The sequence below is a fragment of the uncultured Tenacibaculum sp. genome, from assembly GCF_947499065.1.
Classification (GTDB): domain Bacteria; phylum Bacteroidota; class Bacteroidia; order Flavobacteriales; family Flavobacteriaceae; genus Polaribacter.
Genome location: NZ_CANMMT010000004.1, coordinates 245159 through 265909 on the forward strand (window position 1 = coordinate 245159; position 20751 = coordinate 265909).

A 20751-nucleotide genomic window follows, 5' to 3' on the forward strand; every position below is an offset into this window, starting at 1 on the left:
TTAACTTGTTTTTTATGAAAATGAGTGGTTAAAAAAATCTTAAAAAAATGAAAATATAAAATGAAGGTTGTATATTTAAAATTATACCTTAAAACTTTCCCTTTTGAAAAAACGATTACTTTACTTTATTAGTTTCTTTTTATGTGTCACAATTTATTCTCAAGAAAAATTTCGTTTCTTCGGTAAGAATGATGATAAACAGGAACTAAGGTTTGAATTGATTAATAATTTAATTGTAATTCCATTAGAAATAAATGGTAATAAATTATCTTTTATACTAGACACAGGAGTGAATAAAACAATTTTATTCAACCTGTCAAAAAACGATAGTATAGGATTAAATAATGTCAAAAAAGTTTTCATAAGAGGATTAGGAGATGGAGAGCCTATTGAAGCATTATTGTCAAGAGGTAATAAATTTAGAATAAAAAACATAGTAGGTTTAAATCAAGAAATTTATGTTATTTTAAAAGACGCCTTTAATTTGTCAGCCAAAATGGGGGTTACCATACATGGAATAATAGGATATAATTTATTAAAAGATGTTATAGTTAAAATAAATTATAATACTAAACGAATTGTTTTTTATAACCCAGAAAAATATAAAGAGTCTAAATGTAGAAAGTGTGAAGTTTTTCCTTTACAGTTATACAGAAATAAACCTTATATAGATATAAAAGCTAGAATAGATACGGTAAATAATATTGAAACTCCTTTAAAAGTATTGGTTGATTCAGGAGGAAGTGATGCAATGTGGTTGTTTGAAGATACTAAAGATATTATAAAAACACCTATAAAAAATTTTAGAGATATTTTAGGTGAAGGTATAAGTGGTACTATTTATGGTAATAGAAGTAAAATACCTCATGTATCATTAGGTAGGTTTAAGCTAAAAGAACCTACAGTATCCTTTTTAGATTCAACATCAACATTTAATGCACGTCAATTTAGAGAAAGAAATGGTAGTATAGGAGGTAGTATTTTAAGGAGGTTTAAGGTATGGATTGATTATCCGAATAAAAAGATGACCTTAAAAAAGAATTCATCTTTAAAAGCTGGTTTTTTTTATAACATGAGTGGTTTACATGTCGTTTTTGAGGGTAAAGAGTTGGTTAAAGAAAGAGAAGTGAGAAAAATAGTGGATACATATAGTGAAGGGAATCGATTGGCAAATAATGATATAATTTCTTTTGTTAATACGTATCAATATAGGTTTAAACCAAAATATAAAATAGACAAGGTTGTCAAAGGGTCTCCGGGAGATAGAGCTGGAATTAAAGTAGGAGATAGGATTGAGGAAATAAATAACCAGAAAGCTTATGGGTTTACTTTGGAAGAAATAGTTGAAATGTTTTATAAAAAACCAAACAAAAAGATAAGGATAAAAGTAAAAAGAGGAGATGTCGATTTGAGGTTTGAGTTTAGATTAGAAAAAAGGATATAAAAAAAACATCACCAAAATTGGTGATGTTTTTTTTATATGTAGTGTGAAATTAATTATTCACTATCATTCATCATACTTTTTTCTTTAGCTGGAGCAGCTTTTTTAGAAACAAATCCTTTTATTTTAAGCATTGTTCTAGATTTCTTAGCGTTAGAAATTACAGTAATAGCTTTAGAAAAACCACCTGGTCTGTTAGTATCGTAAGAAACTTCAATCTGTCCTTTTTGTCCTGGCATAATTGGAGCTTCAGGTTTTTTAGGAACTGTACATCCACAAGTAGACTTGATATCTTTAATAATTAAAGGTGCATCACCAACATTAGTAAATTCAAATGTACGTTTTCCTTCAGATCCAATAGCTACTTTACCGTAGTTAATAGTTTCAGTTTCAAATTTAAATTCTTGAGCGTTTACTGTTAACGTAATAAAACAAACAGCTAGGAATGATAAAATTGTTTTCATAATTTAGAAATTAATTAAGGGGTTTAATTTAAACCGTTACAAATTTAGTATTATTTTTTTAGTTCCAAAAAAACAACATCTTATTTTCTGTACCTCAGAGATAGTTGTATTTTTGCTTTCGAAATTTCAAAAATAATGCCAAAGATTAAGTCTTAGACAATAATTGGTTATAAAGATATAAAAATATATGAATATTCCATCAAAATATAATTCAAAAGAGGTAGAAGGAAAGTGGTACGATTACTGGATGAAACACAATTATTTTCATTCTGAAGTAGATGAAAGAGAACCATATACAATTGTAATACCACCACCGAATGTAACAGGAGTATTGCATATGGGACATATGTTGAATAACACTATTCAAGATGTGTTAATTCGTCGCGCACGTTTACAAGGTAAAAATGCATGTTGGGTTCCTGGAACAGATCACGCATCTATAGCAACTGAAGCAAAAGTAGTAGCGAAGTTAAAAGAGCAAGGAATTGATAAAAACGATTTAACTAGAGAAGAGTTTTTAGCACATGCTTGGGAATGGAAACACGAGTATGGAGGAATAATTTTAGAGCAATTAAAAAAATTAGGAGCTTCTTGCGATTGGGAGCGTACTGCTTTTACTATGGATCCAGCGTTGTCTGAATCAGTTATTAAAGTATTTGTTGATTTATATAATAAAGGATTAATTTACCGTGGATACAGAATGGTAAACTGGGATCCTGAAGCAAAAACAACTTTATCTGATGAAGAAGTAATTCATGTAGAAAAGCAAGGAAACCTTTATTATTTAGAATATAAAATAGAAGGTTCTGAGGATACACTAACTATTGCAACCACACGTCCTGAAACTATTTTTGGAGATACTGCAATTTGTATCAATCCAAATGATGAACGTTTTACACACTTAAAAGGTAAGAAAGCAATTGTACCTATTTGTAATAGAGTAATTCCTATTATAGAAGATGAATATGTTGATGTTGAGTTTGGTACTGGATGTTTAAAAGTAACTCCAGCACATGACGAGAATGATAAGGTCCTAGGAGATAAACATCAATTAGAAGTTGTAGATATTTTTAATGAAGATGCATCCTTAAACTCATTTGGTTTACATTATGAAGGGAAAGACCGTTTTGTAGTTCGTAAAGAAATAGCAAAAGAGTTAGAAGAAAAAGGAATATTAGTAAAAACTGAGGTTCACACAAATAAAGTAGGAACTTCAGAAAGAACTAAAGCTGTTATTGAACCAAGATTATCAGATCAATGGTTCTTAAAAATGGAAGAGTTGGTTAAACCAGCTATCGATGCAGTTTTAGGAGAAGATAGTGAGGTTAAGTTATATCCAAAAAAGTTTGAGAATACATACCGCCACTGGATGGAAAATATTCGTGATTGGAATATTTCACGTCAATTATGGTGGGGACAACAAATTCCTGCATTTTACTACGGAGATGGAAAAGAAGATTTTGTAGTAGCTGAAAATATAGATGCTGCACTTAAATTGGCACAAGAAAAAACAGGTAATAACTCGTTGTCAGAAGCAGATTTACGTCAAGATGAAGATGCATTAGATACTTGGTTCTCTTCTTGGTTATGGCCAATGTCTGTTTTTGATGGAATCCGTAATCCAGAGAATGAGGAAATTAAATATTATTATCCTACAAACGATTTAGTAACTGGGCCAGATATTTTATTTTTCTGGGTAGCACGTATGATTATTGCAGGATACGAATACAAGGATGAGCGTCCATTTGAAAATGTATACTTAACAGGTTTAGTACGTGATAAGCAACGTAGAAAAATGTCTAAATCGTTAGGGAATTCACCAGATGCGTTAAAGTTAATTGACGATTACGGAGCTGATGGAGTTCGTGTAGGATTATTATTAAGTTCTGCAGCAGGAAATGACTTAATGTTTGATGAAGATTTATGTCAACAAGGAAAAGGATTCGCAAATAAAATTTGGAATGCTTTCCGTTTAGTAAAAGGTTGGGAAGTTGATGCTACAATAGAGCAACCAGAAGCTGCAAAAATTGGATTAGAATGGTATAATGCGAAGTTTCAAACAGTACTAGCCGAAATAGAAGATCATTTTTCTAAATATCGTTTATCAGATGCCTTAATGGCAATTTATAAATTAATCATGGACGATTTTTCTTCATGGTTATTAGAAACTGTAAAACCAGGATATCAACAACCAATTGATAAGAAAACATTTGATGCAGTAATTGCTATTTTTGAAGATAACTTAAAGGTATTACATCCGTTTATGCCTTTCTTATCAGAAGAAGTTTGGCAGCACATTACAGAAAGAACACCAGAGGAAGCTTTAATTATTGCTAAATACCCAGAGATTAAAAAGGTAGATACAGCAATTATCAATGAGTTTGAGTTTGCTACAGATGTTGTTTCAGGTATTAGAACAATTAGAAAAGATAAAAATATTTCGTTTAAAGAAGCAGTAGAGTTATTTGTAGTAAATAACGAGAATGTTGGTAATGATTTTGATGTAGTTATTCAAAAGTTAACAAATGCTTCAGTAATTAACTATGTGTCAGAAAAGGTAGAAGGAGCTTCGTTTAGAGTAAAGTCTAATGAATATTTTGTTCCTATTTCTGTTGAAAATATTGATGTAGAAGCTGAAACAAAGAAATTAAATGCAGAATTAAAAAGAGCAGAAGGTTTCTTATTTGGAATTCAAAAGAAGTTATCAAATGAACGTTTTGTAAGCAATGCACCAGAACAAGTAATTGCATTAGAACGTAAAAAAGAATCGGATACATTAGCTAAGATTGAAACGATTAAATCGAGTTTAGCATCTTTAGCTTAAATAAATGTTAGTATATAATTTAAAGCTCCCTTTTGGGAGCTTTTTTTATATTGAAAAGTGTACTTTTGAAATGAAAAAGAAATAAAATTGCTGAGCCTAACTATGTGGTTTCTTCACGTATTTATTTCTTCTTGATTTATTAAACGTTAAAAAAATAATTATGAAAAAAACAATTTTATTAATCATGTTAGTTGTAGTGAGTTTTAGTGTTAAATCTCAGGACTTAATAAGCGGAGGTGCAAATTCGTGGATTTTCCATACTCCAGATGATAGAACCTCTTTATTAGTTGCACCTAAAACAAATAGTGCATGGGATTGGGCTAAGGCGACACAGTTTTATAGTAACGGAAATGTTTCATTTACAGGTAAAGTGGGGATTGGAACAACGTCTCCTAATGCTAAATTACATGTAGAAGGTGTTATTCAAGCAGGGGATAAAGATTCAACTAAGGGAGGAATATTTTTAGCACAAAAATATGGAGGAAACGATTATATAGGGACATTAAGTTCAAACTATAGTTCTGGAGCGTTAATATTAGGATATGGAGCAGCCGGAATGAAAGATGAAGGGGTAGCAGGGCAGTTAGTATCTACTTTTGATAATTTTTCCGCAAAGAGAAGTGCATTAAGATTAAGTAAAGGAACCTTAGAGTTTTTATCAACACCAAATGCAGTACAAACCACAGTCGGAAATGAGCTAAGTGTAAAATCAAGATTTTATATAGATGAGAATGGTAATGCAGGTATAGGAACATCAAATCCTGGTGCTAAGTTGCAAATTAATGATGCAGGAACTTATGATGTGACAACATTACAATTAAATAATAGAATAAAGTTTAGAGGAGATGGGGTAGTTAGTTGGGGACCAGCAGCAGATTTTGGAGTGTTAAGTTGGGTTGGAGACAAAGCAATAGTGGGAGCTAAGTCAACAAAAAATCTTAGTTTACAAGCAGGTGGTGAAGAGAAGGTTATAGTTAAAACTGACGGTAACGTAGGTATAGGAACATCAACACCAGGAGCAAAACAAGAAATTTATGTAGAAAGTGGTGGTCCTGGAGTTAATGCGTTAAGATTGAATACAGGGTTTACAGGAGGAAATCATGTTGATATTAACCCGTATATTTCAGGGTTTAGTAATGATGGATTGGAAATTTCTTTAGCTGGAACACGAAGATTTGTTATTAATTCTGATGGTAAAGTAGGTATAGGAACTACAACTACAGGGAGTCATAGATTAGCGGTAGAAGGATCAATAGGAGCAAGAGAAATTAAAGTAGAAGCAACAGGTTGGTCAGATTTTGTATTTGAAAAAGAGTATAGTTTACCAACTCTAGATGAAGTAGAAACTCATATTAAAGAAAAAGGGCATCTAAAAGATATTCCTTCAGAAAAGGAAGTGCTTAAAAATGGTATCTATTTAGGAGAAATGGATGCAAAGTTATTGCAGAAAATAGAAGAGTTAACCTTGTATACTATTCAACAAGAAAAGAAAATTAAAGAGCAAGAGGAAAAAATTAAAAAACAAGAAGAGGAATTAAAATCATTAAAAGATTTATCTGATAGGTTGTCTAAGTTAGAAAAGCTATTGAAAAGTAAATAAATAATAATCGGTTTGTAACAAAGAGAGTTCAAAATAAGAACTCTTTTTTTGTTTTTATAATGTACATTTGCATTGAAAAAGAAATAAAATTGCTATGAATGACTACAGAATTGCTTTGCACTTTTTATTTCTTCAATAATTAAAAATAAATTTATAATAATGAAGAAAACAATACTAGGAGTTATGTTATTAATGTTATATGCTAATATTAAAGCACAAAACAATTTGGTAAATACTCGATTTAAGGTTAAAGAGAATACAAGTTCAATTGAATTTGGCCAATGGGATGGCTCTAGAAATAGAATAGAATCGGTAGGGAGAAAACTATTTTTAACCTCTTATACAGGAGGAATTTCTTTTGGAAATAACGGAGCTGAGCAAATAGTGATGAATAATTTAGGGTATTTGGGTATAGGAACTTCAAATCCTGAATATATAATGGATATTGTTAGTGGTGTTGATGATTATAAACAGTTAAGAGTAAAATCACCAGGTTCTCCTTTAATTAAATTATCAGGTTCGTATAATTCAGGGAATGGAGCAGAGTTTTGGCAAAATGGAAAAGGAGACGTGATATTAAATATAAATAGTGTTACAAATGGTTTTTATATTCAGTCTGATGGGAAAATAGGAATGGGAACTATTTCACCAGATTCTAAATTAGCTGTAAATGGAAACATACATACGAAAGAAGTTAAGGTAGATTTAATAGGTTGGTCAGATTTTGTATTTGAAAAAGAGTATAGTTTGCCAACTCTAGATGAAGTAGAAACTTATATTAAAGAAAAAGGGCATCTAAAAGATATTCCTTCAGAAAAGGAAGTGCTTAAAAATGGTATCTATTTAGGAGAAATGGATGCAAAGTTATTACAAAAAATAGAGGAGTTAACCTTGTATGCTATTCAACAAGAAAAGAAAATTAAAGAGCAAGAAAAAGAATTGAAAAAATTAAAAGGATTGTCTGACCGATTAGAAAAGTTAGAAAAATTATTAGAACCAAAAAACTAACATTTTTCTACATTATATAAAAACCACATAGAAATAATTTCTATGTGGTTTTTTAAATTATAATAGAGTCAATGTATTAGTTTCTGTCGATAACATCACCAGAACCAATAGAATTGCTGTCAATTTTAGGATTTCCTTTATAGTAAACACTACCAGAACCTACAACGCTAGCTTTAATTTTAGTGCTTACACTAGTTTGTACACTTCCAGAACCAGCAATACTAGCTTTTAAAGTATTTGCATCTAAACCGTAAGCTTTTACACTACCAGAACCAGCAATAGAACATTTAAAGTTATCTGTTTTACCTTTTAATTTAATGTTTCCAGAACCTCCAATAGAAGCTTTTACAGTATTCGCATCAACATCAGCAGAGATGTTTCCAGAACCACCAATATTAAAAGAAGCATCGTCAGCCTTCATTCTTTTTTGCACTCGTACATTACCAGAACCTCCTAATGAAACAGCTCTAATTCTTTCAAAAGGAACAGTTACTACTAGTTTTCTTGTAGTTCTAATATTTGTGTTTTCCTTAAATTTAATTTTTAATTTACCACCTTTTACCTCAGTTTCTATATGGGGAATTATGTTAGATTCTCCCTCAATCGTTATTTTTCCTTCAGTTCCAGCTACTAAGTTAACATCAAAAGAACCACCAACGCTTACTCTATCAAAAGAGCTAATAGATCTTGTTTTAGTAACTACGTTTCCGTTACCCTTTATTTTTTTAGAATTCCACCAACTTTGTGCATTAATGTTAAGTGAAAGTAAAATTATAAGAGCTGTAATAAGTTGTTTTTTCATTTTATTTATTTTAAAGTTAAAATTGGTTATATTTAAGTTTTATATGCCTCAAAAAATCAATTTATATAGTGTTGCTTATTTTTTAGCATGTTTTGCCTCTTTGTTTTTTATTGACACAGGCAATTCAATTACTGAGATGATTATCAAAATTTTCTCATTAATGTTCTTGTCATTTTTATATTTAAGTTCTTCAAAAAAAATTAATTATTTCTATTTATTAGTTTTAATGAACTCCATAGCATCCGATACATTTTTAATTTTCGATGATGCTTTTATGATGCTTGGTATTTATTTACTACTAGCCAATCGATTTTTGTATATTATTTTATCTAGAAGAGCATTATTTAAAACAAACCCCAAAATGTTATTAATCTATGTAATTCCTAGTTTGCTATTATTTACAACTATTTTTGTGTTGTTAAAACCATATCTTCAAGAAATTTCTATTTCATTCATATTACTAGGTGTCACTTCTGCAATAATAATAGGCTTATCTTTTTTCAATTATTTAAATGAAATGAATAAAAGAAGTAAGTTCTTTTTATTTGGTATTTTACTTATTGTAACCGCAGATGTTTTAATAGCTTTTAATAAATTTCTAGATTATAATATAATTTATGTAATTGTTTATACAACTATGTATTATGTAGCGCGTTACTTAATTTGTGTATCTATGATTGAACGAAAGAAAATTAGTCGTTAAGTTTTAAAGAGACACCTCCGTACCTAGATTTTACATTGATGACTGAATTTGAATTACCATTACCAAAAGTACCTTCGTAATATTTTTTAGTCGTTTTTTTAATGTTTTTAAACATGTCTACTTTGCTTTTAGGATAGTTAAATCCGGCGTAACCTAAATCAATATTAAATTTAAAGTTATTGTCACTGCTAGTCCCTAATTTGATACCGGCATAGCTTCCATGAATTGTAACACTTTCAAACCCTTTCATTATGTTTTGAACTCTAATACTTCCGTAGTCGGTATTAATTTGTAAGCGCTTTTTTAAGTCTCCAATTTTTACAGCAGCATAATCAGTACCACCATTAATGTTGGTAACGCTTCTAGCAGAGATACTTCCGTAATCACTATTGAATTTAAGGTTTTCAGCTTCACCAATTTTTATAGATGAATAATCAGAGCTAACCTTTAAGATTTCAGTTTTTTCAACTCGTAATTTTGAATAATCGGCACTTATAATACCAGATTTTATATAATTGATTTCTGAATTTCCACAGTAGTCTAAACTAATAGAGTTGGTGTTGTTTAAAAGTCTATCAACCTCTATATTACCATAATCGCAGTTTAAATTAGCTTTACCTTCTAAACTTGATAATTCAATATTTCCGTATTTGTTGTTTAAATCAGCATTGTTGCTTATTGGCATTTTTACAAAGTAATTTATCTTGTAGTTGGTGTTATTTTTACCCCACCAAGACCATTTAGATTTGGTGTTTTCAACCTTAGTACGAGCTTCGACTAAGTTTTCTGAAGATTCAAAAAGAACATCAATAGCCTCTAGTTTTTGTTCTACATTACTTAAATCATCACCTTTAACAGTTATTTTTACTTTAATTTCAATACGATTTTCATTCCATGTAGTAACATTTAAATTACCATATTTGTTACTAATGTATAAAGTGGCATTTTTATTTACCGTAAAGTTTTTATTAATGGTTTTGCTTTTTTCGTGTTTCCTATCATTATTTGCTGTTAAAACAGTTGGAATAAGAAAAAATAAGAAAAGTAATTTATATAATTTCATCGTCTTTAAGTTCTAATTTTGCTGGGTTATTTTGTAATTCTAATTGTAATAAAAGTCTCTCTAAAATTTCCAATCTTTGTTGGTAATTGTTAATCAATTTTTGAATAATTTGTCTTTTATTGTCGTTGTTAGAGAGTTCTTTGATTAAATTTTGATATCTATCTTCTAAATCTTCGATTTCATCTAAAGAATTTTCAATAATAGATTCTGTTTCAATGCTTCTATATTGTTCAATTTCTTTTAATTCCTGATTAATTGTTGATACAAAAAAGCTTTGAGCTTCGGCCATTTTAGGGGAAACATCAGCTAAATCATAAACACTTTTTTGTTGGTAGCTACCAAGGTAAAAACCTAAAACCAATATTACAGATGCTGCTATACTCATCCAAAAAAGCGTTGGTTTGTTATTTTTTTTAGATTGCTGAAGTTTTCTTTGAAAACGATCCGAATGCCCCGAATGAGGTTCGAAAATATCGAAATCATTTTCATCAAAAAATTGATGTAATTTATCCTCCATACACTTGTGTTTTATTAGTATTGGCAAGTAAAACTTGCTTTAATTTCTTTTTAGCTCTCGATATTGTTGTACGCACATTTTCATTAGTGTACTTCATTATTTGAGAAATTTCTTCATAATCATATCCTTCAATCAAATTTAAAGTAAGGATAATTCGATAATTACTTTTTAAACTTTGTAAACTATCTAGTACTTGTTTAACATTTAAAGAATTGTAATCTATAGCCGTATCTTCTACTTCATAATTAGAAACTACTTCCATTTTTACTTCATCGTAACGAATATTCTTTTTTAATTGAGTTAAACTTTTATTAATTACAATCTTTTTTAGCCAAGCACCAAAAGTAACTTCACCTTTAAAAGTATGTAACTTTGAAAAAGCAGTTAAAAAAGCTTCTTGAATTAAATCTTCAGCTTCAAACTCATCTTTCAAAATACGATAAGCAGTATTATACATTGCTTTATAATATGCATCGTACACCTGCATTTGAGCAGTGCTATCGTTTTTCTTACAGCGTTCGATTAGTTGGTTGATATGTGTTTTTTTAGACTCCAAAGAAATCATTCTATACTAGAGACAATTTACTTTTTAAATTGTGACAGTTTATTTTAAATAAAAGTAACTTTTTTTTGTAAAACATTTGATTTTATTGGTTAATTTGTTGTTTTTTAATGGTTTATGTGGTGTTTGGTTTTTAGCTTAATTGATAAGGAAGTTCAACAGAAAAAATGAATCAAAATACGTATATTTGGCACAATGATTGACAGTGTTAAAATTATAGAGTGCCCTAGGGACGCAATGCAAGGAATTAAAAGTCACTTTATTCCAACCGAGTTGAAGGCAAAATATATTAATTCATTGTTAAAGGTAGGTTTTGATACAATTGACTTTGGAAGCTTTGTGTCGCCTAAAGCAATTCCTCAAATGAGAGATACAGCGGAGGTTTTATCAATGTTAGATTTGTCTACAACAAGAAGTAAATTATTGGCAATTGTAGCAAACGTTAGAGGAGCAAATGATGCATCACAATTTAAAGAGATTGATTATTTAGGATATCCTTTTTCAATATCTGAAAATTTTCAGATGCGAAATACACATAAGACAATAGAACAGTCAATAGATACGTTAAAGGAAGTATTGGCTATAGCAAATAGGACAAATAAAGAAGTTGTAGCATATTTGTCTATGGGGTTTGGAAACCCTTATGGAGATCCATGGAATGTAGATATAGTAGGAGAGTGGACCGAAAAATTATCTAAATTAGGTGTTAAGATTTTATCATTGTCTGATACAATTGGAAGCTCAACACCAGAAGATATAGATTATTTATTTTCAAATTTAATTCCTAATTATCCACAAATTGAGTTTGGAGCCCATTTACATACAACGCCAACAAAATGGCACGAAAAAGTAGATAGTGCCTTTAAAGCTGGTTGTCGTCGTTTTGACGGTGCAATTAAAGGGTATGGTGGTTGCCCAATGGCAAAAGACGAATTAACAGGTAATATGCCAACAGAAAAGTTATTATCATACTTTACAGCTGAAAAAGTTGAAACAAATATTAAACCAATGAGTTTTGAAAGCGCTTATAATAAAGCGTTAGAAGTTTTTTAATAAATGATGAAAATTAAAATATTAACTCTTTTTTTCTTTTTTTCTACATTCTATCAAGCAAAAACTGATAGAAGAATAGGTGTATGGCATATAAAAAATGGGGTTTTATTAAAAAATAAATCAAGTAAAAACGAATTAGCTAGTTATTATTGGAATGAGTTTAATCGAATTTTTCCTCAAAAATTAACCAAAAAATATATTAAACGTATTGTTTTAATGACTGATGGGATTGATGAAAAAACAGGGGCCTTAGTATCTTTAAACTCTAGAAATGACAAGTGGCAATTGGAAATAGATGTTCAGGATGTAAATCTTAAAACAAATGATAGAAGGAGGCTTCACGAGTCTGTTTATACTATGGTACATGAATTTGGACATTTATTGACTTTAAATAGAACACAGATAAGGCCTACTACAAAAGCAACTCAAGAAGAAGGAGAATTATATTTAACTTTAGAAGGAGAGGCATATAGAAGTAGCTACATTAATAGGTTTGTTAATTTGTTTTGGAAAGGTAGATTGTTAGATAGTTGGGATACTATTCAAAAAAAATATTGTTATACAGAAGCTAATTGTGTAGAGAAATTATACGATTTGTATGATAATAATCGTACAGAGTTTGTTACTGATTATGCTGCTGAAAGCCCAGAAGAAGATATTGTAGAGAGTTGGACAGCTTTTGTACTTAGACCAAAAATTAGAAAGCCTCGTACAATTGCTCATAAAAAAATAAATTTCTTTTATCAATTTCCAGAGTTAGTAGAATACAGAAGGATGATAAGGAAAAACACTCGTAAATACTTACATTACAAGCCTAAAAGGTAATTAATAAAAACATACTTAATGAAACAAATTAAATATTTAATGGTAGCGGCATTAGCTGTTATTACAATTGGTTGCGCTTCAAAAAAAGAAACTGCTAAAACTAAGTTTACAATTTTACAACTAAATGATGTTTATGAAATTGCGCCTATCCAAGGAGGAAAGTATGGAGGAATGGCACGAGTAGAAACGGTACATCAAAACTTATTAAAGGAAGATAAAAATGTAATGCTAGTATTGGCAGGTGATTTTTTAAATCCTTCTTTAATAGGTACAATGAAAGTAGATGGGACTAGAGTAAGAGGAAAACAAATGGTAGAAGTAATGAATGCAATGAATTTTGATTTAGTTGCATTTGGAAATCATGAATTTGACTTGAGTTATAAAAACTTACAAGAAAGACTTAATGAAAGTAAGTTCGATTGGATATCAGCCAATGTTTTGCATAATGTAGATGGAAAGCATGAATATTTTCATAAAATGGTTAATGGAGAAAAAAAGTATTTAAAGGATTCTTTCATTAAAGAATTTAAAAATGAAGATGGAACTCAATTAAAAGTAGGTTTTATTAGTGTTTGCATCCCGTCAAATCCAAGAAGTTATGTGTATTATGGAGATATGTATAAAGAAATAGAACGTTCTTATAATGAGATAAAGGATAAGGTTGATGTGGTAATAGGTTTAACACATGGTTCTTTAGCGCAAGATAAAAAAATAGCTGAAATGTTACCAAATGTACCTTTAATTATGGGAGGTCATGAGCATACAAACAGTTATGATAAAGTTGGAGATGTTATTATAACAAAAGCAGATGCTAATGCTAAAACAGCATATATACATCGTTTTGAATACGACCCAACAACTAAAAAAGTTGAGTTTAAATCTGAATTAAAAGAAATTAATGATCAAATTGTTGCTGATGAAAAAGTAAATGTGATAGTTGATAAATGGCAGAAGATTTTAAATAATAAAATAAAAGAGATTGTTCCTAATCCTTATGAAGTAATTTATAAAACAGAAATACCTTTAGATGCTAGGGAAACACCTATTAGAACAGTACAAACAAATATGGGAGATATCATTACAAAATCAATGAGTTTTGCATATGAAAACGAAGTAGATTGTGCTTTGGTAAACGGGGGCTCTGTTCGTATAGATGATGAGTTAACAGGAGATGTTACAGTTATTGATATTTTCAGAGTATTACCATATGGAGGAGCTGTATTGAAAGTTGATATAAAAGGTAGCTTATTAAAAGAAGTTTTAGATTATGGCTTAAAGGCTGCAGGTACAGGAGCATACTTACAGCGTTACAATGTAAAACAAGTAAAAGGTAAGTGGTTAATAGATGGAAAAGAAATTAAAGATACTAAAGTTTATAAAGTAGCTTTTTCAGATTATTTATTAAGAGGTTTAGATATTCCTATGTTATCAGATAAAAACCCTGGAGTACTTAATATTTATAAGCCAAAAGAATCAGAATTAAGTTTTGATATAAGGAAAGGAGTTATAGAATATTTAAAGACAATATAATCAATCCTTTATTTTAAATTAAAATAAATCTAAATAAAGTTTGGAGATTTACTTTTGTTCTGTAGATTTGCAGAAAATTATCAAAATTAAATCTAAATAAAAATGAAAAGAGTAATTTTTTCAATGTTAGCTGTTTCAGCTATGGTGTTAACATCGTGTTCTGATGATAATTCACCTGCACAAGTTCAGGCTCCAGCTACTTATGCCTTTGTAGGTAAAGATGGGAAGTCAAACGTTAGTTTTACTGGACAGGAAGCACGTTTAAAAATGGCAGGAGAATTAAAATCTGCATTAGGTACTAATACTAAAACAGAAGCTGAATTAGTAAAGATGTTTAAAGATGGTAAAGGATTTGCTGGAACTATTCCATCAAATGGAAAGTCTTTAAATGACAGTGATAAAAAATTAAGATCTACAGTTGCATCAGCAACAAACTCTAATGTAACAGCAGTAGAAGCTGATGCATTAAGAACTAAAATGGATAGCTGGATTACTGATCATGCAACAACTGTTTATAATAACTGGAATACAGATGCAGTTTCAGGAACAGCTGGTAAATTAACTACAGGTTCTAGAACTGTATATGTAAGTGCAAAGGGATTTGAATATAATCAAGCTGTTGCTAAAACATTAATTGGTGCTGTAATGGCTGACCAAATTATAAATAAATATGTGTCGCAAAAATTTATCGATGCAAATAAAGCAGATCACGAAGCTGGAAAGCCTTATAAAGGAGATGCTACTAAAAACTATACTGCTTTGCAACATGGATGGGATGAAGCGTATGGTTATGTTTTTGGTTTAGAAGATACTCCTGCAACTCCAGTAAACTCGTTAAATGACAGAAAAGGGTTTTTAAATTCTTATTTAAAGAGTGTAGATAACGATACTAAATTTAAAGGAATATTTAATGATGTTTATAATGCATTTAAATTAGGTAGAGCTGCTGTAGATGCAAAAGATTATACTTTAGCAGGGAAACAAGCAGAAGTTATTAGAAAGTCAATTTCTAAAGTAATAGGTGTAATGGCAGCTCACTATTTATTAAATGGTAAAGGAGCTAAGGATGCAAATAAATTACATGCTTTATCAGAAGCTTACGGATTTGTATTATCATTACGCTATGCTGAAATTAATGGAAGTCAAGTAAAAGCTTCACAAATAGCTAATTCTATTGCTGCATTAGAAGCTAATAATGGATTATGGTCTGTTACAGATGCTCAATTAGATCAAATAGCAGGTGCTTTAGCTGGATATTTTAATTTTAGTGTTGCAGATGCTGTAAATTTAAAAGACTAAGTATACGAGAAGCTTAAATGCTAAAAAAAATAAAATAGCTATGTGAAAACATAGCTATTTTTGTTACTTTTGCTTTTTATTTAGATTAATAAAAAATTAACAATTCATTAAAAAAATGAAAAAAATAATATATTCATGTTTAGTTTTATTTATTATCGCTTGTAGTTCAAGTAGTAATGGTGATGTAAACGTAAATCCAGATAATTTTAATAGGAAAGAGATGCTTACTTTTTGGGCAGATCAAATGATTATTCCTTCTTATCAAGATTTTGAAACAAAAACTAATTTATTAAAAGATGCTGTAAATACATTCGTAAATGATGTTACAGAAGCAAATTTAACAGCTGCTAGAAATGCTTGGAAAAATGCATATGTATCTTGGCAAAAAGTATCTTTATTTCAAGTAGGGAAAGCACAAGAAGTAAATATGGTAGGAAGTATGAATACTATTCCTGTTAGTGTAACTCAATTAAATTCATACGCAACTTCTGGAACATATAATTTAGAGTCTCCAAACTTATTAGCCGTGCAAGGTTTTCCTGCACTAGACTATTTATTAAATGGACAGGGGACTGATGCAGAAACTGTTACTTTTTATGCTACAGCTACAAATGCTGGAAAGTATAAGACATATTTAAACGATGTTGCTATTAGAGTACATACATTAACTAAGTCAGTGTATGACGATTGGAAAGGTAGTTATAGACAAACATTCATTGATAGTGATGGTTACTCAATTTCTAGTAGTGTAGATAAGTTAGTAAACTTCTATGTAATTCCTTTCTATGAAAAGCAGTTAAGAGATCCTAAAATAGCAAATCCATCTGGAGCTAAGACGGGAATACCTGATGTAAAGCTAGTAGAGGCATATTATAAAAAAGATATTTCAAAAGAGTTATTTACTACAGCTCTAACAGCTACTAAAAACTTTTTTAAAGGAGTTGGTTATAATGGAAATACAGGAAAAAGTTTACAACAATATTTGGAGTTTTTAAAAAGGAAAGACTTAGCAGATTTAATTAATACAAAATTTGATGATATAGAACAAAAAGCTACTGCATTAGATAATGATTTTGCAAGTCAAATTCAAAGTAACAAAATTGTATTTTTAAGTACATACGATTCTTTGCAGTCGTTATTAAAAAGTTTTAAACCAGATATGATGAGTGCGATGAGTATTAAAAATACTTCTACCGACGCTGATAATGATTAAAACTGTAAAAAAATATTTACAAAAAAATACGGAAGCTGCTCCACTTGCAGTGTTTCGTATTTTTTTTGGTTTTATGATGTTCTGTAGCCTTGTTAGATTTTGGTTAAAAGGATGGATTGATGAGTTATATATTAAACCAAAATATTCTTTTTCATTTTATGGCTTTGAATGGATAAAACCTTTGGGGAATTATACATACATTCTATTTATTATTTGTGCTATTGCAGCAGTATTTGTTATGCTAGGGTATAAATTTAGAATAGCTATAGTAACTTTTTTCTTAAGTTTTACTTATATAGAGTTAATGGATAAAAGTTATTATTTAAACCACTATTATTTTGTGAGTTTAATAGCTTTTATTTTAATTTTTTTACCAGCAAATGCATATTTTTCTATTGATGCAAAGAAAAACAAAGAGCTTTCTTTTCAAAAAGTTCCTAATTGGACTATTGATAGTATAAAGTTAATGCTAGGTATCGTATATTTTTATGCAGGATTAGCCAAATTAAATTCAGATTGGTTGTTTAGATCTTCTCCTTTAAATATTTGGTTGCCAGTACAAAACGACTTACCAATTGTAGGTTCTTTAATGCCTAAAGTGTGGTTTCATTTTGCAATGAGTTGGGCAGGAGCTATATACGATTTAACTATACCTTTTTTATTACTATATAAGAGAACAAGAATCTATGCTTTTATTATGGTAGTGGTATTTCATGTGTTTACAAGAATATTGTTTTCAATAGGAATGTTTCCTTACATAATGATTGTGTCTACAATTATCTTTTTTGATGCGAAACTACATCATCGAATACTGGAGGTCGTAGCATCTATATTTAGAATATCTAAGAAATATTTTGATCAGAATAAGACGCTCTTTAATGTAAAGAAACAAAAAGCTATTGTAAGAATACTAACTGTGTTTTTTATTTTTCAGTTACTGTTCCCTTTTCGATATTTATTATACCCTGGAGAATTGTTCTGGACAGAAGAAGGATATCGTTTTTCATGGAGAGTCATGTTGATAGAAAAAGCAGGATATGCAGAATTTAAAATAATAGATAAAGAAACGAATAAGCAACTTTATGTTACAAATAGTGATTTTTTATCTACAATACAAGAAAAACAGATGAGCTTTCAACCTGATTTTATATTAGAGTTTGCTCATTTTTTAGGTGACACGTACAAAGAAAGAGGCATGAAAAACCCTCAAGTATATGTAGATAGTTATGTAACACTTAATGGACGCCTAAGCACACAATTTATAGATCCAACTGTGGATTTATATCAACAAAAAGAAAGTTTTAAACATAAAAATTGGATTACACCATTTAATCATGAAATTAAAATTAAAGGATTATAGCATCGTTTTTGTATTACTTTTATCAATACAAAGTATTGTGGCTCAATATACTATATCAGGAAAGGTTTCTGATGAAAAAGGGAACCCAATAGCAGATGTTGAAATTTTTAATGCTTCTGGAGGAACTTTAGGGAAAACCGATACTGATGGAAAGTATGAAACAAAACAGCTAAAACCTGGGAGTTATAAAGTAGTATATTTTTCGTATAATTTTGAAATAAAGGAAAAGCTAATCGTTTTATCTAATAAGAATGTAATAGCAAACATTAGTCTTTTAAGATTAGATGAAGAACTTTCAGAAGTAGTCATAACTCAAAGAAGAAGGAGAGTTTTTGGTTTAAAAAGATTAAAAGAGGTAGAAGGAACAGCTATTTACGCCGGAAAAAAAACAGAAGTAGTATTGTTAGAAGAAACTGTAGGTAATAAAGCAGCAAATAATGCGCGCCAAATATATAGTCAAGTAGTAGGACTTAATATTTATGAAAACGATGATGCTGGATTACAATTAAATATTGGAGGTAGAGGATTGGATCCGAATAGAACATCTAACTTTAATACTAGGCAAAATGGATATGATATTAGTGCAGATGTTTTAGGGTATCCAGAAAGTTATTACACACCACCAGCAGAAGCATTAAAAGAAATACAGGTAATTAGAGGAGCAGCATCTTTGCAATATGGAACGCAGTTTGGAGGATTACTAAACTTTAAATTTAAAGAGCCTAATAAGAATAAAGAATTTGAATTAACAACACGTCAATCTCTAGGTTCATTTGGATTGTTCAATTCGTTTAATAGTGTTGGAGGAACTGTTGGGAAAACGGGGTATTATGGATATATAAATTATAAGAGAGGAGATGGTTTTAGACCAAATTCTGCTTTTAATTCAATTAATGTTTATGGGCATATTGAACATAAACTAAGCGATAAAACTACCTTAACTGTTGAAGCCACTTATTTAAACTATTTAGCTAAACAAGCTGGAGGATTACAGGATACTTGGTTTAATCAAAATCCATTACAAAGTAATAGATCAAGAAACTGGTTTCGAATTAATTGGAATTTATGGGCTGTAAAATTAGATCATAATTTTAGTGAAAATTCAAAATTAAGTGTAAACTTGTTCGGTTTAGATGCTTCTCGAAAAGCAGTTGGTTTTAGAGGGAATTATAAATCAGGAAATACAAGTCCAATTGAGTTCCCTGATGAAATTCTATTTGATGGAGCCTATGCTACTAGAGATTTAATTGTAGGGAAGTATAAAAACTGGGGAGCTGAAGTTAGATTTTTATCTAATTATAATTTTAAAGATACCAAAAACACTTATTTAGTAGGAATAAAATATTATAAGGCAAATAATTCAGAGCAGCAAGGTCCTGGGACTAAAGGAACAGATGCAGATTTTAATTTTACTGATGTAAATGAATATGCATCATCTGATTTTAAATTTCCAAATACAAACATAGCATTATTTGGAGAGCATATTTTTAATATATCTAATAAGTTTTCTATTACTCCTGGTTTTCGTTTAGAGTATATAAAAACTGAAAGTAATGGAAGTTATAAAACTGTTCTTTGGAATAATGCAGATCTTTCTAGTGGGGCTCCATTACCAAATGGAATTAATACTTTTAGAGACGATAGGGTAAAAGAAAGAAGTTTTGCTTTATTTGGAATAGGAGCGAGTTATAAACCTACAAAATCCTTAGAAGTGTATGCAAATGTTTCACAAAATTATAGGTCAGTAACTTTTAATGATATTCGTACAGTAAGTCCAACTTTTCAAGTAGATGAAAATATAGATGATGAAAAAGGAGGTACTGCTGATTTGGGAATTAGAGGGAAGTTTAAAAACTTTATAACCTATGATTTAAGTGGATTTGCATTGTTTTATAACAAACGAATTGGTATTTTTTGGGTTAGTGAAGGTCCTAATAAAGGAGATCGATTACGAACTAATGTAGGAGATGCTTTTATTTATGGTTTTGAAGGTTTTGCTGATGTAAGTTTAGCGAATGTATTTGAGTTTTCTTCTAAAGATTATTTATTAAATTATTTTGTAAATATTGCATTGACCCAATCTGAATATACAAAATCAGTAGAAAAATCTGTAGTAGGAAATCAAGTAGAGTTTATACCTAATGTAAATTTAAAAACAGGAATTAAATTTGGGTATAAAAATTTCTTAAGTAGCTTACAGTTTACACATTTATCAGAACAACAAACAGATGCTACTCATGCTGTTGTGGATAATACGCATCCTAGTTACGGTACTATAGGTCCAATTCCAGCATACTCTATTTTAGATGCTTCTTTCTCATATTCATATAAAAAGTGGAAAATAGAAACAGGAGTAAACAATTTATTAGATGAAAGCTATTTTACACGAAGAGCTACAGGATATCCAGGACCAGGAATTATTCCTTCTTCACCAAGAAGTTACTATGTAACATTACAATTTAAACTTTAAAGTTATTTTATAATATA

Annotated in this window: 17 protein-coding genes; 12 read left to right on the forward strand and 5 right to left on the reverse strand. The window is 29.8% G+C overall.

Annotated elements, in window-relative coordinates; genetic code table 11:
* Positions 1 to 103: 103 nt before the first annotated feature.
* A complete protein-coding gene (locus Q0958_RS10750) occupies positions 104 to 1444 on the forward strand; it encodes an aspartyl protease family protein (protein WP_299122839.1) in 1341 nt (446 codons plus the stop codon).
* Positions 1445 to 1497: 53 nt separating this feature from the next.
* Here Q0958_RS10750 and Q0958_RS10755 read toward each other — a convergent pair whose 3' ends face one another.
* Positions 1498 to 1905 carry a DUF1573 domain-containing protein gene (locus Q0958_RS10755; protein ID WP_150899648.1) on the reverse strand — a complete coding sequence of 136 codons (408 nt, stop codon included), beginning with the start codon at positions 1903 to 1905 and terminating at the stop codon, positions 1498 to 1500.
* A 187-nt stretch (positions 1906 to 2092) separates the two neighbouring features.
* Between Q0958_RS10755 and Q0958_RS10760 the strand changes: the two genes are divergently transcribed.
* The 3 genes from Q0958_RS10760 (at position 2093) to Q0958_RS10770 (ending at position 7337) form a co-directional block, all read left to right on the forward strand.
* Positions 2093 to 4729, forward strand: coding sequence for a valine--tRNA ligase (locus Q0958_RS10760; protein ID WP_299122843.1), 2637 nt, complete (start codon positions 2093 to 2095; stop codon positions 4727 to 4729).
* Positions 4730 to 4889: 160 nt separating this feature from the next.
* Positions 4890 to 6329, forward strand: coding sequence for a hypothetical protein (locus Q0958_RS10765; RefSeq protein ID WP_299122845.1), 1440 nt, complete (start codon positions 4890 to 4892; stop codon positions 6327 to 6329).
* Positions 6330 to 6488: 159 nt separating this feature from the next.
* On the forward strand, positions 6489 to 7337 hold the full coding sequence (locus tag Q0958_RS10770; protein ID WP_299122847.1) for a hypothetical protein: 849 nt from the start codon (positions 6489 to 6491) through the stop codon (positions 7335 to 7337).
* A gap of 76 nt (positions 7338 to 7413) precedes the next feature.
* Here Q0958_RS10770 and Q0958_RS10775 read toward each other — a convergent pair whose 3' ends face one another.
* On the reverse strand, positions 7414 to 8139 hold the full coding sequence (locus Q0958_RS10775; RefSeq protein ID WP_299122850.1) for a head GIN domain-containing protein: 726 nt from the start codon (positions 8137 to 8139) through the stop codon (positions 7414 to 7416).
* 136 nt (positions 8140 to 8275) lie between these two features.
* Between Q0958_RS10775 and Q0958_RS10780 the strand changes: the two genes are divergently transcribed.
* Positions 8276 to 8842 (forward strand): lysoplasmalogenase family protein, encoded by a 567-nt coding sequence (locus tag Q0958_RS10780; RefSeq protein ID WP_299123138.1) that lies wholly within the window; start codon positions 8276 to 8278, stop codon positions 8840 to 8842.
* Here Q0958_RS10780 and Q0958_RS10785 read toward each other — a convergent pair.
* Genes Q0958_RS10785 through Q0958_RS10795 form a run of 3 tightly spaced genes read right to left on the reverse strand, consistent with a single transcriptional unit; the run spans position 8832 to position 10978 of the window.
* Positions 8832 to 9905, reverse strand: coding sequence for a hypothetical protein (locus Q0958_RS10785; protein ID WP_299122852.1), 1074 nt, complete (start codon positions 9903 to 9905; stop codon positions 8832 to 8834). The genes Q0958_RS10780 and Q0958_RS10785 overlap by 11 nt on opposite strands.
* Positions 9892 to 10422: a hypothetical protein gene (locus Q0958_RS10790; RefSeq protein ID WP_299122854.1), complete on the reverse strand. Its 531-nt coding sequence runs from the start codon at positions 10420 to 10422 to the stop codon at positions 9892 to 9894. Before Q0958_RS10790 ends, Q0958_RS10785 begins: the two co-directional genes overlap by 14 nt.
* Positions 10412 to 10978: an RNA polymerase sigma factor gene (locus tag Q0958_RS10795; RefSeq protein WP_246175104.1), complete on the reverse strand. Its 567-nt coding sequence runs from the start codon at positions 10976 to 10978 to the stop codon at positions 10412 to 10414. Before Q0958_RS10795 ends, Q0958_RS10790 begins: the two co-directional genes overlap by 11 nt.
* A gap of 201 nt (positions 10979 to 11179) precedes the next feature.
* Here Q0958_RS10795 and Q0958_RS10800 point away from each other — a divergent pair, with 201 nt between their 5' ends.
* From Q0958_RS10800 to Q0958_RS10830, 7 genes are all read left to right on the forward strand, one after another.
* Complete coding sequence (locus tag Q0958_RS10800) at positions 11180 to 12037, forward strand: hydroxymethylglutaryl-CoA lyase (RefSeq protein WP_299122857.1); 858 nt, start codon at positions 11180 to 11182, stop codon at positions 12035 to 12037.
* 3 nt (positions 12038 to 12040) lie between these two features.
* A complete protein-coding gene (locus Q0958_RS10805; protein ID WP_299122859.1) occupies positions 12041 to 12862 on the forward strand; it encodes a hypothetical protein in 822 nt (273 codons plus the stop codon).
* 18 nt (positions 12863 to 12880) lie between these two features.
* Positions 12881 to 14392 (forward strand): bifunctional metallophosphatase/5'-nucleotidase, encoded by a 1512-nt coding sequence (locus Q0958_RS10810; protein ID WP_299122862.1) that lies wholly within the window; start codon positions 12881 to 12883, stop codon positions 14390 to 14392.
* Positions 14393 to 14494: 102 nt separating this feature from the next.
* Positions 14495 to 15691, forward strand: coding sequence for a DUF4856 domain-containing protein (locus tag Q0958_RS10815; RefSeq protein ID WP_299122864.1), 1197 nt, complete (start codon positions 14495 to 14497; stop codon positions 15689 to 15691).
* A gap of 115 nt (positions 15692 to 15806) precedes the next feature.
* Positions 15807 to 16904 carry an imelysin family protein gene (locus Q0958_RS10820; protein WP_299122866.1) on the forward strand — a complete coding sequence of 366 codons (1098 nt, stop codon included), beginning with the start codon at positions 15807 to 15809 and terminating at the stop codon, positions 16902 to 16904.
* Positions 16897 to 18264: an HTTM domain-containing protein gene (locus tag Q0958_RS10825; RefSeq protein WP_299122868.1), complete on the forward strand. Its 1368-nt coding sequence runs from the start codon at positions 16897 to 16899 to the stop codon at positions 18262 to 18264. The genes Q0958_RS10820 and Q0958_RS10825 overlap by 8 nt, the downstream gene beginning before the upstream one ends.
* The gene (locus Q0958_RS10830) at positions 18239 to 20734 is read left to right on the forward strand and encodes a TonB-dependent receptor (protein ID WP_299122870.1); all 2496 of its coding nucleotides are present in this window, start codon (positions 18239 to 18241) and stop codon (positions 20732 to 20734) included. The genes Q0958_RS10825 and Q0958_RS10830 overlap by 26 nt, the downstream gene beginning before the upstream one ends.
* Positions 20735 to 20751: the final 17 nt, after the last annotated feature.

Coding starts and splice junctions, on each gene's coding strand:
- Q0958_RS10755 (WP_150899648.1), bottom strand. CDS start 1,905: ATGAAAACAATTTTATCATTCCTAGCTGTTTGTTTTATTACGTTAACA.
- Q0958_RS10760 (WP_299122843.1), top strand. CDS start 2,093: ATGAATATTCCATCAAAATATAATTCAAAAGAGGTAGAAGGAAAGTGG.
- Q0958_RS10765 (WP_299122845.1), top strand. CDS start 4,890: ATGAAAAAAACAATTTTATTAATCATGTTAGTTGTAGTGAGTTTTAGT.
- Q0958_RS10770 (WP_299122847.1), top strand. CDS start 6,489: ATGAAGAAAACAATACTAGGAGTTATGTTATTAATGTTATATGCTAAT.
- Q0958_RS10775 (WP_299122850.1), bottom strand. CDS start 8,139: ATGAAAAAACAACTTATTACAGCTCTTATAATTTTACTTTCACTTAAC.
- Q0958_RS10780 (WP_299123138.1), top strand. CDS start 8,276: ATGATTATCAAAATTTTCTCATTAATGTTCTTGTCATTTTTATATTTA.
- Q0958_RS10785 (WP_299122852.1), bottom strand. CDS start 9,905: ATGAAATTATATAAATTACTTTTCTTATTTTTTCTTATTCCAACTGTT.
- Q0958_RS10790 (WP_299122854.1), bottom strand. CDS start 10,422: ATGGAGGATAAATTACATCAATTTTTTGATGAAAATGATTTCGATATT.
- Q0958_RS10800 (WP_299122857.1), top strand. CDS start 11,180: ATGATTGACAGTGTTAAAATTATAGAGTGCCCTAGGGACGCAATGCAA.
- Q0958_RS10805 (WP_299122859.1), top strand. CDS start 12,041: ATGATGAAAATTAAAATATTAACTCTTTTTTTCTTTTTTTCTACATTC.
- Q0958_RS10810 (WP_299122862.1), top strand. CDS start 12,881: ATGAAACAAATTAAATATTTAATGGTAGCGGCATTAGCTGTTATTACA.
- Q0958_RS10815 (WP_299122864.1), top strand. CDS start 14,495: ATGAAAAGAGTAATTTTTTCAATGTTAGCTGTTTCAGCTATGGTGTTA.
- Q0958_RS10820 (WP_299122866.1), top strand. CDS start 15,807: ATGAAAAAAATAATATATTCATGTTTAGTTTTATTTATTATCGCTTGT.
- Q0958_RS10825 (WP_299122868.1), top strand. CDS start 16,897: ATGATTAAAACTGTAAAAAAATATTTACAAAAAAATACGGAAGCTGCT.
- Q0958_RS10830 (WP_299122870.1), top strand. CDS start 18,239: ATGAAATTAAAATTAAAGGATTATAGCATCGTTTTTGTATTACTTTTA.